Here is a 16,466-nt window from a genome sequence, read left to right on the forward strand (position 1 = left end):
ACACAAGATTAGTTATTGCTGAGCGTTCTGCGGAAGGGTAGCAGAAGCTATCTTTCCTTTAAAGTAGCTAATAATCGAGGATGTTATGATAACTGACAAGATAGAATATAAACCTTTCTCCAGGCCAACTGAATAGAAGTAAGAGATTACGATGATAGAATCCACGCCAAAAGTGACCTTCCCAGGATCCCAACCGAATCTTTTTTGTAGATAAAGTGCTAAAACATTAACTCCACCTAGGGAAGACCCATTCCAAAATAAAAGAGATAATCCAAGTCCTAATAATCCACCACCGAGTATTGCCCCTACATATCCCGGAATGATAAAATCAGGAATTCCCCGGTTTGCTTCTGTAAATAAAGAGAGTGTCAGTACAGCAAAAAAGGTTGAAAGGGTAAAATTCCAGCCCATTCGAAAAATAGATAGAAGATAAAAAGGAATACTTACGACCATTAAAGCAACAGAAAATGGAACATTAAGCAAATAGGATACGCCTAATGCTATTCCTGTGGTTCCACCGGTAACTAGGTGAGAATGGCTAAGGAATATTACTCCGCCGGTAACTATTATACAGCCAAGAATTACATTTAGGATTTTCCGAAAAATATAAGTCCCCTCCTTTATTTGTTTCTCCTGTTAATCTTTTTAACTATTATATAGCCTACGCTTACTGGAGTGTCAATAAGGCAGTTTGAATGGCTGTTAATTTATCTTCCAGGTATTTACATTTACTAGTTCTGTAACTTATAATTCGAGTTAGAAGGTGATATAAGGAGGAGGCTATATTATGCATTTGTCCAACAAGATTCTAATAGGTTTGATCTTGGGTGTCGTTGCTGGCTTGATTGCTGGTCCGGAAAGTCTTGCTTTTATTAAACAATGGGTTGCACCTATAGGGACATTATTTATTAATTTAATTAAAATGATTATAGTACCGTTGGTGTTTGCATCTTTAGTAGTAGGGGCTTCTAGTTTGGGAGATGTCAAAAAATTAGGTCGTATTGGTGGTAAAACAATTGTTTTCTATTTAGCCACTACGGCTGTAGCCGTGACCATCGGTATTGTTATGTCTCAGCTTATGAATCCCGGAATTGGTCTCAAATTGCCTGCTAATGCTGTTTATAAGGGAAAAGAAGCCCCGTCAATTATGGATGTATTTGTTAATATAGTTCCTACCAACCCGATTAAGGCTATGGAATCAGGTGACATGTTACAAATAATTGTTTTTGCCCTATTTGTGGGTATTGGCATCACGCTAGTCGGCCAGCGTGCTAAGCCTGTAGAAAGTTTCTTTGATGGTTTGGCAGAAGTAACTTACAAAATTGTCAATGTCATTATGTCGGTTGCTCCATACGGCGTCTTTGCTCTTATTTTACCAGTAGTTGCAGCTAATGGTCCTAAAGTGCTTATTCCTTTGGCCAAAGTAATTGCTGCTGTTTATATCGGATGTCTGTTGCACATGGCACTTACTTACAGTGGTTGTGTATCTATTCTAGGACGCATGAGTCCTTTGAAGTTTTTTAAAGGCATACTACCTGCTCAATTAATTGCATTCTCGACTTGTAGTAGTGCCGCGACTTTGCCTGTGACTATGAAGAACACCCAGGAAAACCTAGGGGTGTCCAAAGAAGTATCCAGTTTCGTTTTACCGCTTGGTGCGACTATCAACATGGATGGTACGGCAATCTATCAAGGTGTATGCGCGCTATTTGTTGCTCAGGTATATGGCGTAGATTTGTCCTTAAGTCAGATGATTATTATTGTTCTGACTGGTACTTTGGCTTCTATTGGCACAGCAGGTGTGCCAGGAGCTGGTCTAATCATGTTGACCCTCACTTTGCAATCAGTTAATTTGCCTATTGAAGGAATTGCTTTAATTGCCGGTATTGATCGGGTATTAGATATGGCCCGTACAACTGTCAACATCACCGGTGACGCTGTTGCATCTGTCTATATTCAGCAGAGTGAAGATCAGGCATTGAATAAGAATTCTTCAATATCGGTATAATTGTAAAAAATAAATAATGCCCCACCTCTATGGTATCCGGAAGGGTGGGGCATTTGTATAGAAAGATTTTTTTAATAACTCCTGGCAGCAAGCCGTCTTTGTTGGAAACGTGCTATGGCAGAGAGTGAATAGTTTACCACAAAGTATAGTCCGGCGATTGTAGCAAAGATCGTAAATACTTGTGTGGTTGATCCATATTTGCCCATGATAATCATGCCTTTGCCTGTTAAATCCTCTACACCGACAGCCCAAACGAACGAAGTATCTTTAATGACAGTGGTGAATTGAGACAGCAGGGGCGGGATCATATTGCGGAATGCTTGCGGTAGAATGATGTGAATGAGGGATTGGTAGTAGTTAAAACCTTGGGAACGGGCAGCTTCCCACTGGCCTTTATGGACTGAGTTAAGTCCGCCCCGGATGATTTCGGCCATAACAGCCGATGTGAAGATTGTCATGGCGAGAATTCCGGAGTTGACAGGCTGGAGATTGGTGGAGAACCTGGCCGCAAGGATAAAGAGCAATAGAGGGGTATTACGGATTGAGTCTATATAGAGTGTCGCCATTCTGCTATATACCGGATGTCCGGAGAATTGGGCGACCCCCAATATTGTGCCAAATACTAAGCTGAGGACAATGGATACGCTGGCTATTTTCAAGGTGATGTAAAGACCGTCCAAAAGGAATAAGGCAATTTCGGGTTTAAGAAGATCCTGGATCATAATGAAACCTCCAGCTTCTTTTCCATTCGTCTGGCCAAATTAGCTAACGGATAGCAAAGGCAGAGATAGAGCAGACCTGTGATGACATAAGCCGGTCCGTAGTATAGGTTGCTGCTGGACCAGGAGTCAGCATGATACATAAGATCCCCACCTGCAACCATAGCCAAAACCGAGGTGTTTTTTATAAGGCTTACCGACTGGTTGGTTATGGGTGGCAGTACAATACGTTTTGCCTGAGGCAAGATAATATAGCGCATGGCCTGCCAATAATTAAAACCTTGTGAATAGGCGGATTCCAATTGGCCCCGTGGGACGGCCTGAAGACCGGCTCTGATTGCTTCTGCTACATAAGCGCCATGATATACACCAAGTCCCAGTACCCCGATTGAAAACACGGGGAGCATAACACCTAGATGGGGCAGACCGTGATATAAAAATATGACCTGAATGACTAACGGGGTATTTTGGATAAATTCGACATAAATCCGGTTTATTACGCGGAAAGATCGACCGGGGGCGGTACCAAGAATGCCGAAGAGAATACCAAGGGTCAACGCCAACGCCAAGCCTAAAGCGGCTACCATGATCGTTGTGACAAAACCCTCAGCAAAAACTGACCAATCTTGGAATAAAGCCAGCCACTTAAACCCGGCGAAGGGGCCTGGCACTATTTAAGACCCCATTTTACCAGAAGTTTATCAATTTCACCGGATTTTTTCATGTCGTTTAGAGTGTCATTTACTTGTTTAGCTAGAGCGGTATTAGTTTTTTTGGTAGCTGCTCCATATTGTTGTGGGCTATAGCGCTCGGAAAGGATGACGGTAGAGTCATCTAAATAACCAAAGAGGATAGCTGCGTCAACACTAAAGCAGTCCACGCGACCAGAATCCAACGCAGCTTTTACTTCTGCATAGGTGCCAAATTCAAGGAAGTTTACCTTAATGCCTTGCTTGTCAGCCTCTTCTTGCACTGCTTTACGGCTGGTAGAACTCTGGGCAACCCCGATCTTTTTACCGGCTAGATCTTTTAACCCTTGTACGCCGGCTGCCTTTTTAACCATTAGAGCAACGCCGTCAGTATAATAGGGATCAGAGAAATTATAGCTGTTCTTGCGCTCTTCGGTAATGGTAAAGGTGGCAAGCACAAGGTCGACATCGCCATTATCAAGCAGTGGGCCGCGTGTCTTAGCAACCGTGCCTGTCAGCTCAATCTTGTTTTCATCACCAACTAATTTTTTTGCCAAAGCTTTGACCAGATCAATTTCGAAGCCTTCGATATTACCTGTTTTAGGGTCTTTGTAGCCAAATTTGGGGACATCGACTTTGACACCGGCTTTAAGTACGCCACGGTCTTTGATAGCCTTAATGTCTGGTGGTGTTGCATCTTTGGACGCAGCTGGTGTTGTTGAGGAACCGCCGCAGCCAGCAAGGAAGATACTAAAAGCCAGAAGCATAACCAAAGAAAGGAATACTGGTTTTTTCATGAGTTTCATAATAAATTACCTCCATTTTTTTATGTAGATATTAGTGTAGGATACGGCTCAAAAATAGTTTTGTTCGATCATGTTCAGGACTAACAAAAAAGTGTTCCGGCGTCCCTTGCTCCATAATCCGGCCTTCATCCATAAAAATGACTCTGTCTGCAACCCGGCGGGCAAAACCCATTTCATGAGTGACTACGACCATGGTGATTCCTTCATTGGCTAGGTCAACCATAACGTCGAGAACTTCTTTAATCATTTCAGGGTCTAACGCGGAAGTAGGCTCATCAAATAGCATTATTTTTGGATGCATGTTAAGGGCACGCGCGATGGCGACGCGTTGTTGTTGGCCGCCTGACAATTGAGATGGATAAGCAGAGGCTTTTTCCCTAAGACCTACTCGATCAAGGAAGGACATGCCTGTTTCTTCAGCTGATTCTTTCTTGACTCCCTTTAAAAGAATGGGTGCAAGGGTTAGGTTCTCCAACACAGTTTTGTGGGGATAGAGATTAAATTGCTGGAAGACCATAGCTGCTGATTGTCTTATTTGGTTTACGGAAGAGTTGGGGGCGGTGATGTCTACGCCATCAACGATAACTTTACCGCTATTCGGGCGCTCTAATAGATTCATACACCTGATCATTGTGCTTTTGCCAGAACCGCTAGGGCCGATAACGACGAGCTTTTCACCCGTTTTGACAGTCAAATTAATGTCTTTAAGTACATGGTTGCTTCCGAAAGACTTATTTACCTTATCTAAGGTAATCATTAGCACTCCTCCTCTCTTGCAAAAATTGGTAGAAAAAAGGCGCTCAATCCATAAATGGATTGAGCGCCTTTGCTCAACGTGTTTGCTATATATGTTGCTGATATTTTTTTATTATATATTCCCGCAATCAAGAAATCAAGGATTATTTCACTAAAATGTAATGCTTATGCAAAGTGAGGGGAGATTTGTGTTTAAATGAAACACAATCTATTACTATCCTTTTGCTGAACATGTGATTATTATCATAGTTTAGGTGTGGGAAAAGTTGTATAGTTATAATAGAACAGCAATTTACAGGAGGGTTAAATTATGAGCTTTAAAATTACGGAGACAGTAACTTGGGTCGGTAAAGTGGACTGGGAGTTGAAAAAATTCCATGGGGAAGAATACTCTACCCACAAAGGCTCTACTTATAATTCCTATCTCATTCGCGATGAGAAGAATGTCCTGATTGATACTGTATGGATGCCTTTTGCACAAGAGTTTGTGGAAAACCTTAAGAAGGAAATAGCACTGGATGCGATTGATTACATTATAATAAACCATGGAGAAGTTGATCATAGTGGGGCATTACTCCAGTTAATGAAACTGATTCCAGATACCCCAATCTATTGTACAGCAAATGCAGTTAAATCGCTAAAAGGCCAGTATCATCAGGACTGGGATTTTCATGTAGTCAAAACAGGGGACAAGCTAAATATTGGCTCCAAGGAGTTTATATTTGTAGAGGCTCCGATGCTGCATTGGCCAGATAGCATGATGGCTTATCTTACTGGTGATAATATTTTATTTAGCAATGATGCCTTTGGCCAGCATTACGCCTCAGAATACATGTTTAACGATCTTGTTGACCAAGATGAACTGTATAAGGAGTGTACAAAATACTACGCCAATATTCTTACTCCCTTTAGTCGTTTGGTTGACCGTAAAATTCAGGAAGTTGTCGCTTTTAACCTCCCGGTTAACATGATTTGCCCTAGTCATGGAGTGATTTGGCGGGATAATCCGCTGCAGATTGTAACAAAGTATGCAGAATGGGCAAAAGACTATCAAGAAAACCAGATTACCATCATGTATGATACTATGTGGGACGGAACCCGTAAAATGGCGGAAGCAATTGCCGAAGGTGTTAAGCAGGCCGATCCAACGGTGAACATCAAGCTTTATAATACGGCTCGCAAGGATAAAAACGACATCATAACCGAAGTTTTTAAATCCAAAGCTATATTGGTTGGGTCACCTACGGTTAACAAAGGCGTCTTGTCATCAATAGCTGGGATTATGGAAGAGATAAAAGGTTTAGCTTTCAAAAACAAGAAGGCGGCAGCGTTTGGCACCTATGGCTGGAGTGGAGAATCAGTTAAAGTGCTTAACGAGTTGTTAAAATCGAGTGGCTTTAATGTTGTCAATGATGGATACAAGGGATTATGGAATCCTGATGAGCAAACTATAACTGGAGCTATCAATTTTGGCAAAGAGTTTGCTCAAGTAAAAGACTAATTAGCGTAGTGTAACTAGTTTAATCAGTATGGGGAGACCGCTGGCAGTGACTGGCGGTCTTTTTGCATCCTGTAGGAAAGTAGGTTAATAGAGCATGATTTGGGCGGGGTGCTATAGATTTTGTTGGGTAAATGGACTTTGCGGGAAGAGTTAGTATCCCAAATGATTAGAGATGAATTTGTAAACTAGATTACAGAAATATATATAAATTTAGTCTATAATAGAATGAATATAAACAAGGAGGTTTTTCTTATGTATGTATTAGGTGTAAGTGGAGACCCGACTGGCAAAGGAACCGTAGAGCAACTGACTACAATGATTATCGAAAGTAGTAAAGCGGATAAAAGTGAAATAATTTCGCTTAGTACATTGGATATAAAACCATGTAAAGGCTGTTTTGGCTGTGTACGTGATAATCGCTGTAAGACTGAAGATGATTGGGCAAAAATTGAAGATAAGGTAAAAGAAGCAGAGGTTCTAGTTTTAGGAGTGCCAACATATTATGGAGCCGCTTTTAATATTAATGCCTTGACTCATACTTTTTTAGAAAGATGGTTTGCTTTAAGACACAATGGGATCAAATTAAAGCTTAAAAAAGTAGTTTTAGCAGTAGTTTCTGCCGTTGGACAAGAAGAAGCGGCGATAACAGGGTTAAAGAACTTTTTTCAAACATATCATGGTATTCAAGCGGTCGAGGTTATTACTGCAAAAGGTAAAATTCCGTGTCTTGTCTGTGGAGATGGTGAAACCTGCCCAATTAGCCTGGCTGTACAGATATATGGCCCTGAGGTAAAGATTACTGACGATTTACTACCAACCCTGGATAAACAACCGGAAGTAAAGGAAAAAATTCAAAAGTTATGGTAACGAAGTAAGGCTGTACTTATAGCAGGGAGGACTACAACAGGGGTGCACAGAATATAGCACCAAAAGCTTTTCTGGAGGACCTGCGATTATGATTAATCGGTGCATGAAAGATTTGGATATCTTTTCTGCTTTGTCTCCCGCTGAACGTGAGCAGATCGGGACCCTTGCCCTTAAGAGGGTTTACCGCAAAAACGAGTCAGTTTTCAGCCAAGGAATGGAAGCTGATGCTATCTACCTTATTAAATCGGGCAGGGTGAGGCTTTATAAGATATCTGAAGAGGGTAAGGAATTTACACTTGACTATCTGAAGTCTGAGGACATTTTTGGAGAGGTCACTTTTTTTGAGAACGCTGTTCATACGATGAATGCTGTGGCTATGGAAGATACTTTTATCTGTTCGTGCACGAAAGAATTGTTTGTTAAGCTTCTGGATAGTCCTCAAACAGCCCTCAAGATTGTACAGTATCTGGGCAAGAAGATGAACGAGTACACGGAGCACATGTCTCGCACTGCCTTTCAAGATGTGAGGGGGAGGGTGCTGGGGGTGCTCTGCAAACTCGCGGAAAGCTACGGGAAACAAACTGGCACCGGACGTACCATAGTTCTGGAACTTACACATCAGGATATTGGCAGCCTGGTAAACGCCTCGCGTGTTATGGTGACAAATGTTTTAGGTGAATTACGCAAAGAGAAGCTGGTTCATATTGATGGTCAGCGTATTACCTTGCCTAATGAATGTATTACAATGTATCAGAACCGAGTTATTTAAAAAAAGAAATATTTAGTAAAGCAGTTTACAGCCAGCCTTTGCCTCCCGGGGTTATTATTACATTGAACCAGTAATAATAAAAAATCGGGAGGTATGTTTGATGTCAGTTCGTGAGATCATTAAAAGCCAAATCATTGCCGGTCTAGCCAATGCCACATTCCCCATTGCCACACCAGGGGATTTACTAAACGCTTTCCCTAATGGAGCTGATACCACCTGCAAAGCTGGCGATCTTGAAGTTACCGCCGGACAAGCCGGAAAACTACTGTCGGCTGATGACTTCCCTTTCACAAGTTCTGAACATGTTGCTGAGACGATCGTTACCAAAGCTGGTCTATAGTTTGTTTATAGAACATGCCCCTGCTATTTGGCAGGGGCATGTTTCCTTTTAGGTGAATAGAGCTACATTGTCAGTAGACTTCGTAGGTTTTCCATATCGATGGGAACAATTTCTATAGGGACTTCGGCGAAGTCAAAAAACTCTAGTATCTTCTCATCATCTATCGGAACCAGGCCGGTATCCAAGAGAACAATGCGTTCGTAAAACCCAAAGTTTTGGCGGGCGTCAACTTTATCCCACTTTAGACCATCCACAAATATCTGTTGCCAGTTGTCAAGCCACCCTGCTGTCAAATAAAATGTCCGTGACTCTTTGTCCATCTCAGCCATTTTATTCCCAAGCAGCATTTCGATACAGTTTCGCGCTTGAACACCGCGGCAGCCGCTGCGGGCTACAAGGTCTTCCATTTCCGGATGGCAGCCTGTTCCAAATACCAGTGTCAGGTCTTCCTTATTATCATAAGTCTGAAGAGCGTTCGTCACAGTTGACAACAACTTTTTCATATCTACATGGAGAGCGGCATCTAAGTAACGTATTTCGGCGTTTTCATTCTTCAGAAGATGCTCGATTTCGTTTCTCAATATGGCACAACACAATATTTTTTTTGGCCCATTATTCATAACAATCCCTCCGTGTATTTAATAGTAGGATGATAACGATCCTGCTTTCATAATAGCACTCAGAATACTATAAAGCTGTAAATCACTTTACAACAATACCAATATCTAGAAAATTATAACCGATAGATAATTACCGGAGAATTGAGGCTAGCAACCATTTGTTTCATTATAGGCTCCCAGTATGTTTTATCGCTGTCTGGGCACGTGTATATCATAGCCATGTGTTTCTTTTGGGTGTTAAATAAATATATGCGAGTATACATTGGAGATGGCATTTTTTCTACTATGCTAGTGCGATAGCCACCTATCCAGCCTTCGTGCCCTGCAATTTTTGTAGACTCAATAGAATAGGTGTTAATTAGTTTCGCGCCATTCTTAATTGCCTTCTGGATGAGTACCTTCTGAATAGTAGCGGTCATTTTCCTGGCGTCTGCGTCAGTAGAAAAAAAAGGGTTATCCATTTCTAAGAATTTTTTAGGTTCATTCGTTATTGCTACTTGTACAAAGTGAATGATTCGCCCGTCATTGATAGTCAGATTGTACTCAGGGATTTGGGCTTCTTCTACACGAACAGCCTCCACCTGAACTGGTAGGACTACCCTTCCTAGACCAGGGAGATCAGTCTGTTTGTACTTTTCCGGTAGTGCATAGCTCGTTGTTGGGCAACTAACAATTATAAGTGTCACAATACAATAGACGGCTGACATGAAAAATCGTCTAGACCATTGCACATAATCACCCCCAGGTAATTTCAACGACATATCAGAAAAATTCCTTGCTAGGTTCAAATAATCCTTCTATTCTATGCATGGCTTTGGAACTGTACTGAGATAGTCGAGATTTTACAATATCTTGACACTATTCTAATATTATATTGTTGCATTTTGTGAAAATGTCAAGTATAATAGTGCATAAATACAAACAACCTTTTTATTTACCGGGGTTGTTAGTGGTGGTTTAACAATAGTAATCTAAAAATACCATATACTGCTATTATAAAACAGGTGGAGTCTGCGCAAAGGACTCTACCTGTTTTCTTCAGTATGACGGGAGGAGTATCTATGAGAAACTTAAAGGGTAGAATCGAGAGGATGGCCTTGTTTGACATGGATGATACCTTGCTGCTGGGGCGTTTTATTGATAAAGCAGCAGCAGAACTTGGCTTTTCTGACAAGTTGGAACAGGCTAGGGACAGTGCAAAGCATCACATAGAGAGTAAAGCATTTCATTCTCTGCTGACTTGGGTATGTTAATAGTGCATGACTAGTTATGGTGCATAATTAATCTACTTAAGGCAATAGGGAATGCAAAGGGGGATTTCTATGAGCAAAAATATAATTAAAAACTGGCCATTTGTAAGACGAATAGAAGATGATGAAGTTGCTTTCTTTATGGAAGACTTTAAAAACCTTCAGGAAGAAAGCATAGCACATAATAATGGAATTGTTGCAATAACGGACGGGTGGCAAGAGGGGGAAGTGGCCGCTGTTTTACGAGGCGGAGTCAATGCCCGAGCGGTTTTAGATGTTTTGGCGGCATCTGGTGTGAAACACATAAAAATTTTTCATTTAGAAGAAAGCCTACCGCAATTGGAAGAGGTGTTTTTATCTTCTGTAGTAGGTCCTGCTAATGCTTTGTTTGACAGTGTATCTGTTAAGTGGCGGCGGGATGCGTCAGTGCGAGAATTAGTTAAAGCAGTTGGCAAGGAATATAGCATGCTCTTTTTTGGTGCACCATTAGCTTTTTCAGAAATACAGCCATTTTATCAGATGGTTAAGGATCATTATAGTGGTAGTGTAACGGTTGTGCGTGGCCCACACGACGAGGTGGAGTTTGATGAGAGCGATGAGATTTATCGCTGGGTTCGGCAGCGGACATTCGATGCCGGGGATTTTTCTCTGCCTGCTGTACTGCGTAGTTTTAAGAAGAAATTGAATAAAAAAGTCGCTGTTTTATTACCTAGTCTGAATGAAGAACGAACGGTTGGCAATGTCATTAAAACAGCATTGGAAGTCAAGGCGGCAGGTCTGATTGATGAAATAATCTTAGTCGATTCCTCTTCGAGTGATAGTACTGTTGAAATTGCTAAATCCTATGGTATTCCTGTTTTTGTACATCAAGAGATATTCCCGGAAATTGGTAGCTATCGTGGTAAAGGAGAGGCTATGTTCAAAAGTGCGTTTGTTACCGATGCGGATATTTTGGCATGGGTAGATACAGATATAGAAAGTATTACCCCGCGCTTTTTTTACGGTTTGCTCGGGCCAATGTTTACCAACCCTACTATTCGATTTTCTAAAGGTTATTTTTCCAGACCTGTCAAGGTGGAAGCATCTGGGGTAGAGTTGGGTGGTGGGCGAGTTACGGAAATTTTAGCCCGCCCCTGGATTAATGCTTTTAGACCGCAGTTGTCTGGATATATCCAACCCTTGGCCGGAACAGTAGCTATCTATCGCGATGAATTTTTAAAAATGCGTATCCCAGTCAACTATGGCGTGGAAATGGCGATGCTACTACAAGCAGTGGAGAGAGCTGGTCTTTGGGCTACCTGTCAAGTTAACCTTGGTACCGTTGTCCACAGATCGAAAGATGTTATTGGGCTTAGTGAGATGGCTTTTCAAATTCTACAGGTGCTGGCCGAAATGGGACAAGGCAGTGTTGGTGCAAAGGGTAATGAAACACTGCGGCGGGTTTACTCTGCGCATAGGCAGTTTGAGATTGGCAGTAAACGGTTTGAAGTTATATGGCGTGAATATCAATAGGATACCTGAAAAGCAGGCTTTGGTGATTGAACTTCAATCGCATATCTGTGAGGAATAAGGGAGGAGGCGGAATATGATTTTATCTATACCAGATATGAAAGGTTTGTTTTTATCTTTGGCAGTTTTTCTGCTGTGTAATGCCATAGGAATTATCATAAGCAAGGGGATTTGGAGTAAGGTTACGAGAATCACTACTCATGTTTCGGAGGAGTATGCCGAAATACTAGGTAAAGCGTTACAGGGGATGCCTGCGCTATGGGGGGCGCTGCTAGGCAGCTATAGTGCTATACGCATGGTTGAGGCTAAGGCGGAATGGTTACGATTACTCGATGGAATTGTGGTTGCTGCAGGTATTTTTTCTATTACCATGGTAACGGCCCGCATTTTTGCCGCAATGGCTACCATATATGCCCGGCGAGCTGAAGGGGCATTTCCGTCGGCCTCTATTTTGGCCAACATTATTGAAGCTGCAACCTATGTAACAGGAGTGTTGATCATACTGCAAACCTTTGGGGTTTCCATTGCTCCGATTTTAACTGCTTTAGGAGTGGGTGGCTTAGCTGTGGCATTGGCGTTGCAGGATACATTGGCAAATGTATTTTCCGGTCTGCACATTCTTTTGGCCAAGCCGATTCAAGCAGGCGACTATATTAAGTTAAGTACAGGTGAAGAAGGGCACGTTATGGATATTTCATGGCGTAACACCACAATTCGGGCGCTAGGAAACAGCCTGATTATTGTTCCCAATCAGAAGATTGCCTCGGCAATTATTATCAATTATGATAAACCGGATAGGGAATTAGCGGTTAGTGTATCTGTGGGTGTAAGTTATGCCAGTGACTTAGATCACGTAGAAAAAGTCACCCTGACAGTGGCTAAAGAAGTAATGGATGAAATGGCAGCAGGTATTGCAAATTTTGAGCCTGTTGTACGTTTCCACACCTTCGGAGATTCCAGCATACTATTAAATGTAATTTTACGCGTGGAAGGATTTATTGATCAATTTAGGATGAAACACGAGCTGATCAAGCGACTGCATACGAGATATAATCGGGAGGGTATTGAGATCCCATTCCCAATACGTACTATCCATATGAAATCAGTGGATTGACATTAATGACGAAATAGAAACTAGGGTCAGATAGATGCTTCAACGACATATCAGAAAAATTCCATGCTAGGCTCAAACAATCCTTATTATTCTACGTATGGCTTGGAACTGTACCGAGGTCAGCAGGTTGACGGTGGATAATAAGTAGTGTACAATGTAAAAAAAAAGATATTTGCATGTTGTGGAGGAGCCTGTCACACGATAGGCTCCTTTTTGATTTTTTTTAGGGGATAAGTTATGGGAGGAGGATAGTTTCAAAACGTATTGTAAAAAAATGGAAAAGACTATATGATGTAGATATGGAATTCAAAATCCATATCTATCCGATGACTAACCCGCTCTAAGACTCCCATCTTCTACAAGTGGGAGTTAAGAGCGGCTAAGTCCCTGGATAAGGGCGACTAACCTTCAGATGGGGTTAAAACTCCACCTGAAGCTAAGTCTACTTTATAAGGCAATCGCCGAATTCCGTTTTATGGAAGCGGGGGACCCATTTTTGGGGTGAATCCTGTCAAAGCAGGTAGGGCAAATTTCTTTCTGCCCGAATCCGTCAGCTAACCTCGTAGGCGTTGGAAGAGAAGGATGAGTTGTCCTGCCACTCCTTTTAAGACCGGTTAATCGGTCTTAGAGGTGTTCCTTCTCAAAAGCTGATTTTGTAAAAGCTTGTTGCCATCATGCAGGATGAATGCAGCAAGGAACTAACAAGCTACAGTTTTAAAGGAGGAGTATAATGGGAAAAATTAGGATTGGTATTTTTGGTTTTGGAAAAACTGGTAAAGTTGTCGCCAATGAATTCTTGAATGACAGTTTGTTCACATTGGCGTGGGTGGTGCGTAAAGGCCAAAATGATCATCACAAATATGCCAGCCGGCTGCTGGGATATGAGTTTGATGCAGGAGAGATTTTTTCTATTGAGGACATTGATGATAATTTTTTTATTGAAAGGCCGGTAGATGCTCTTGTAGATTTTTCGGATTCTACAGGGATTTATTTATACAAAAAGGCAGCGGAAGCAGGAATTCCAATTATATCTGCCATTTCAAAATATGAGCAGGAGGAAATGAATCTGATAAAATCCTATGCAAAGCTTACTTCGGTACTTTATTCTCCCAATATTACGTTGGGGATTAACGTGCTGATGGTAGCCGCTCAGATTTTGCAAAAAATAGCTCCTCATGCCGATATTGAAATTGTAGAGGAACATTTTAAAGGTAAAAAAGAAGTATCAGGAACAGCCAAAAGAATTGCAAATGTGCTTAGCCTTAATGAAGAGGAACACCTAAATTCAATTCGTGTTGGCGGAATCGTTGGGCGTCACGAAATCATCTTCGGGATGCCAAATCAGACGATACGGTTGTACCACGAAAGCATAAGCAGGGCAGCCTTTGGTCAGGGGGCTATTTTTGCAGTGAAATATCTCATAGGGCAACCCCCAGGAATGTACACCATGGAAACGATAATTGCCGAGATGTTCAGACAAAATATTCCGGTATATTAAATCAACGAAACAACGTACGAACATAAAAATCTCCCGTGAGGATATGAAGTATCCTTACGGGAGATTTTGTATATATATAGCTAGCTTGTACTAAAATTGGGATTTTTGGCAAATCTATATAAATATAAGTATGATTTAGCCATTGAGGTATAAATGTGGGGCAAAACGGCTTTTCTAAACTTTATGCAAGAATTAAAAACCTCCTGCTCTATAAGCCACCGACAGAGCCACATCGGTTTGTTTTAGGCGAAGGGGCGGATGATACCTGGAGCAAATCCACTCCTTCAGAAGCAACCGCACCACTTGCGGCGCAGGAACGGGCTCTGACGACATTACTGTCGTTCAGTCGCCAGTTAGAAGCGCTTATTCAGAAGATCAGTCAATCGCTTCAAGCGGGGGAGCAGGTCAGCGCTGAATTAAGAATGGAATGCGATAAACTTACCAGGGAATTTGCAGAATTATCGCCCATTACCCTAGCTTACGATAGTGCTATGGATGATCCCGCGGAACTAACAGTGAAGATAAGTTTGTTCGAGAATGAAGCAGTGCTTTCCCGTCTTTTTAATCTTCCTGATAATAAAGACGTTGTAGTCAGGAAGTTTACATTGCCGTCAACTCCGGAAATTCCCGCTATGGCCGTTTTCCTTGAAGGTCTCAGTGATAAAAAGTTAATTAATTTTATGGTGTTGGCACCGCTAATGCTGCTGCCTAAAGATAGGGCAACAACACCTGGTAAAGACTTAGTTGAAACCTTGATCAATACCTACATCCCTGGTAATCAAGTAAAACTTGCGACTACATATGAAGAAGTGGCCAGTGGAATAAACGGTGGTGATACCGTTGTCTTTGTGGATGGTAGTGCGCAAGCGTTTATTATCGAAACCAAGGGGTGGGAGCATCGCTCGGTTGGAAAACCCGAGATAGAACCTTCGGTACGCGGCAGTCAGATGGCATTTACTGAAACGCTGCGGGTTAATACTGGGCTTATCCGCTCTCTTATGCGTAACAGCGACCTGACAACCGAGATACTTACAGTTGGTAAACAGAGTAAGACGCCTTGTGCCGTTATGTATCTAAAATCAATTGCCAATCCAGACCTGGTAATTGAGGTGAAACAGCGGATTAATGGAATAGTGACAGATTATGTTACAGATGCCGGAGTTCTTGAACAGCTTATTGATGACCACCCAAATATTCCTATGCCTATGACATTGTCAACCGAGCGGCCCGATAGGGTGGCACCCCATTTGTCAGAGGGTAGAGTGGCTATCCTTTTGGAAGGAAGTCCGTTTGCGTTGGTGGTACCGTTTTCGTTCATAAGTCTATTTCACTCCATCGACGATTATGCTTTTAAACCAATCCCCGGTACTTTTATGAGAGTATTGCGCATAGCTGGTTTGTTACTTGCCTCAATACTCCCTTCTTTATATTTAGCCATTAGCTACTTTCATCAGGAAGCATTACCAACTGATTTGCTACTTGCAATTGCTGCTGCCCGTGAACTCGTACCCTTTCCCGCTATCGTTGAAGTTATATTAATGGAGATATCCTTTGAACTGATTCGGGAAGCAGGAACCCGAATACCGGGTATGCTGGGTTCTACGATCGGCATTGTAGGTGCGATTATCATTGGACAAGCAGCCGTAGCGGCCAATATCGTTAGCCCGATCATGGTTGTTATTGTGGCGGTTACAGGACTTGCTTCCTTTACGATCACAGATTACCGTCTTTCCTTTGGTATTCGCTTAGCGCGTTTTGGCTATTTGCTGCTAGCAACAATGTTCGGGCTTGTTGGAGTGGCGGCTGGGATTATTCTAAGTTTGATACTTGTCTGCTCGATGAAATCATTTGGGGTACCATATCTTGTGCCGATTTCACCCAAGGTTACCCCTGGCTTTGATATTGTTGTGCGGGGGGCGGCCTATAGTCAGGAGACACGGCCAGATGAACTAAACACTCTTGATAGGAAGCGGCAGGCAAAGGTAAGCCGCCGGTGACTAACGGAAAAAAGCGAAAGGGA

17 protein-coding genes and 1 riboswitch are annotated in these 16,466 nt (G+C 42.1%); of the genes, 10 read left to right on the top strand and 7 right to left on the bottom strand.

What is annotated here, in order from left to right; translation table 11 throughout:
• Nucleotides 1-12: 12 nt before the first annotated feature.
• Nucleotides 13-624, bottom strand: coding sequence for a YitT family protein (locus tag B9A22_RS20300; protein ID WP_217806004.1), 612 nt, complete (start codon nucleotides 622-624; stop codon nucleotides 13-15).
• A gap of 163 nt (nucleotides 625-787) precedes the next feature.
• Here B9A22_RS20300 and B9A22_RS20305 point away from each other — a divergent pair, with 163 nt between their 5' ends.
• The gene (locus B9A22_RS20305) at nucleotides 788-2,008 is read left to right on the top strand and encodes a dicarboxylate/amino acid:cation symporter (RefSeq protein ID WP_084577772.1); all 1,221 of its coding nucleotides are present in this window, start codon (nucleotides 788-790) and stop codon (nucleotides 2,006-2,008) included.
• Between the two features lie 71 nt (nucleotides 2,009-2,079).
• On the opposite strand, the gene B9A22_RS20310 is transcribed toward B9A22_RS20305, so the two are convergent.
• From B9A22_RS20310 to B9A22_RS20325, 4 genes are read right to left on the bottom strand one after another with little or no spacing between them, the layout of a single operon-like run.
• On the bottom strand, nucleotides 2,080-2,730 hold the full coding sequence (locus B9A22_RS20310) for an amino acid ABC transporter permease (protein WP_084577773.1): 651 nt from the start codon (nucleotides 2,728-2,730) through the stop codon (nucleotides 2,080-2,082).
• On the bottom strand, nucleotides 2,727-3,398 hold the full coding sequence (locus B9A22_RS20315; protein ID WP_084577774.1) for an amino acid ABC transporter permease: 672 nt from the start codon (nucleotides 3,396-3,398) through the stop codon (nucleotides 2,727-2,729). The genes B9A22_RS20310 and B9A22_RS20315 overlap by 4 nt, the downstream gene beginning before the upstream one ends.
• Complete coding sequence (locus B9A22_RS20320) at nucleotides 3,398-4,222, bottom strand: transporter substrate-binding domain-containing protein (protein ID WP_245824077.1); 825 nt, start codon at nucleotides 4,220-4,222, stop codon at nucleotides 3,398-3,400. The genes B9A22_RS20315 and B9A22_RS20320 overlap by 1 nt, the downstream gene beginning before the upstream one ends.
• A gap of 31 nt (nucleotides 4,223-4,253) precedes the next feature.
• Nucleotides 4,254-4,979 (bottom strand): amino acid ABC transporter ATP-binding protein, encoded by a 726-nt coding sequence (locus B9A22_RS20325; protein WP_084577775.1) that lies wholly within the window; start codon nucleotides 4,977-4,979, stop codon nucleotides 4,254-4,256.
• Between the two features lie 309 nt (nucleotides 4,980-5,288).
• Between B9A22_RS20325 and B9A22_RS20330 the strand changes: the two genes are divergently transcribed.
• From B9A22_RS20330 to B9A22_RS20345, 4 genes are all read left to right on the top strand, one after another.
• Nucleotides 5,289-6,479 carry an anaerobic nitric oxide reductase flavorubredoxin gene (locus B9A22_RS20330; protein ID WP_084577776.1) on the top strand — a complete coding sequence of 397 codons (1,191 nt, stop codon included), beginning with the start codon at nucleotides 5,289-5,291 and terminating at the stop codon, nucleotides 6,477-6,479.
• A gap of 252 nt (nucleotides 6,480-6,731) precedes the next feature.
• Nucleotides 6,732-7,346 carry a flavodoxin family protein gene (locus B9A22_RS20335; RefSeq protein WP_176215622.1) on the top strand — a complete coding sequence of 205 codons (615 nt, stop codon included), beginning with the start codon at nucleotides 6,732-6,734 and terminating at the stop codon, nucleotides 7,344-7,346.
• Between the two features lie 88 nt (nucleotides 7,347-7,434).
• Entirely contained in the window at nucleotides 7,435-8,115 is a 681-nt protein-coding gene (locus B9A22_RS20340; RefSeq protein WP_084577778.1) for a Crp/Fnr family transcriptional regulator, read from the top strand.
• Nucleotides 8,116-8,215: 100 nt separating this feature from the next.
• A complete protein-coding gene (locus tag B9A22_RS20345; RefSeq protein ID WP_084577779.1) occupies nucleotides 8,216-8,455 on the top strand; it encodes an MTH865 family protein in 240 nt (79 codons plus the stop codon).
• Between the two features lie 62 nt (nucleotides 8,456-8,517).
• Here the strand turns inward: B9A22_RS20345 and B9A22_RS20350 are convergent, their stop codons facing one another.
• Nucleotides 8,518-9,075, bottom strand: coding sequence for a DUF1638 domain-containing protein (locus B9A22_RS20350; RefSeq protein ID WP_084577780.1), 558 nt, complete (start codon nucleotides 9,073-9,075; stop codon nucleotides 8,518-8,520).
• A gap of 113 nt (nucleotides 9,076-9,188) precedes the next feature.
• Complete coding sequence (locus B9A22_RS20355) at nucleotides 9,189-9,806, bottom strand: hypothetical protein (protein ID WP_084577781.1); 618 nt, start codon at nucleotides 9,804-9,806, stop codon at nucleotides 9,189-9,191.
• Between the two features lie 330 nt (nucleotides 9,807-10,136).
• Here B9A22_RS20355 and B9A22_RS20360 point away from each other — a divergent pair, with 330 nt between their 5' ends.
• From B9A22_RS20360 to B9A22_RS20380, 5 genes are all read left to right on the top strand, one after another.
• On the top strand, nucleotides 10,137-10,328 hold the full coding sequence (locus B9A22_RS20360; RefSeq protein ID WP_084577782.1) for a hypothetical protein: 192 nt from the start codon (nucleotides 10,137-10,139) through the stop codon (nucleotides 10,326-10,328).
• A 69-nt stretch (nucleotides 10,329-10,397) separates the two neighbouring features.
• On the top strand, nucleotides 10,398-11,837 hold the full coding sequence (locus B9A22_RS20365; protein ID WP_245824078.1) for a glucosyl-3-phosphoglycerate synthase: 1,440 nt from the start codon (nucleotides 10,398-10,400) through the stop codon (nucleotides 11,835-11,837).
• Between the two features lie 73 nt (nucleotides 11,838-11,910).
• Entirely contained in the window at nucleotides 11,911-12,948 is a 1,038-nt protein-coding gene (locus B9A22_RS20370; RefSeq protein ID WP_084577783.1) for a mechanosensitive ion channel family protein, read from the top strand.
• 449 nt (nucleotides 12,949-13,397) lie between these two features.
• Nucleotides 13,398-13,531, top strand: a riboswitch (cyclic di-AMP (ydaO/yuaA leader).
• A 147-nt stretch (nucleotides 13,532-13,678) separates the two neighbouring features.
• The gene (locus tag B9A22_RS20375; protein WP_084577784.1) at nucleotides 13,679-14,446 is read left to right on the top strand and encodes a 4-hydroxy-tetrahydrodipicolinate reductase; all 768 of its coding nucleotides are present in this window, start codon (nucleotides 13,679-13,681) and stop codon (nucleotides 14,444-14,446) included.
• Between the two features lie 155 nt (nucleotides 14,447-14,601).
• Complete coding sequence (locus B9A22_RS20380; RefSeq protein WP_084577785.1) at nucleotides 14,602-16,443, top strand: spore germination protein; 1,842 nt, start codon at nucleotides 14,602-14,604, stop codon at nucleotides 16,441-16,443.
• Nucleotides 16,444-16,466 lie beyond the last annotated feature (23 nt).

Origin of the sequence: Sporomusa malonica, from assembly GCF_900176355.1 — a bacterium.
Classification (GTDB): Bacteria; Bacillota; Negativicutes; order Sporomusales; family Sporomusaceae; genus Sporomusa; species Sporomusa malonica.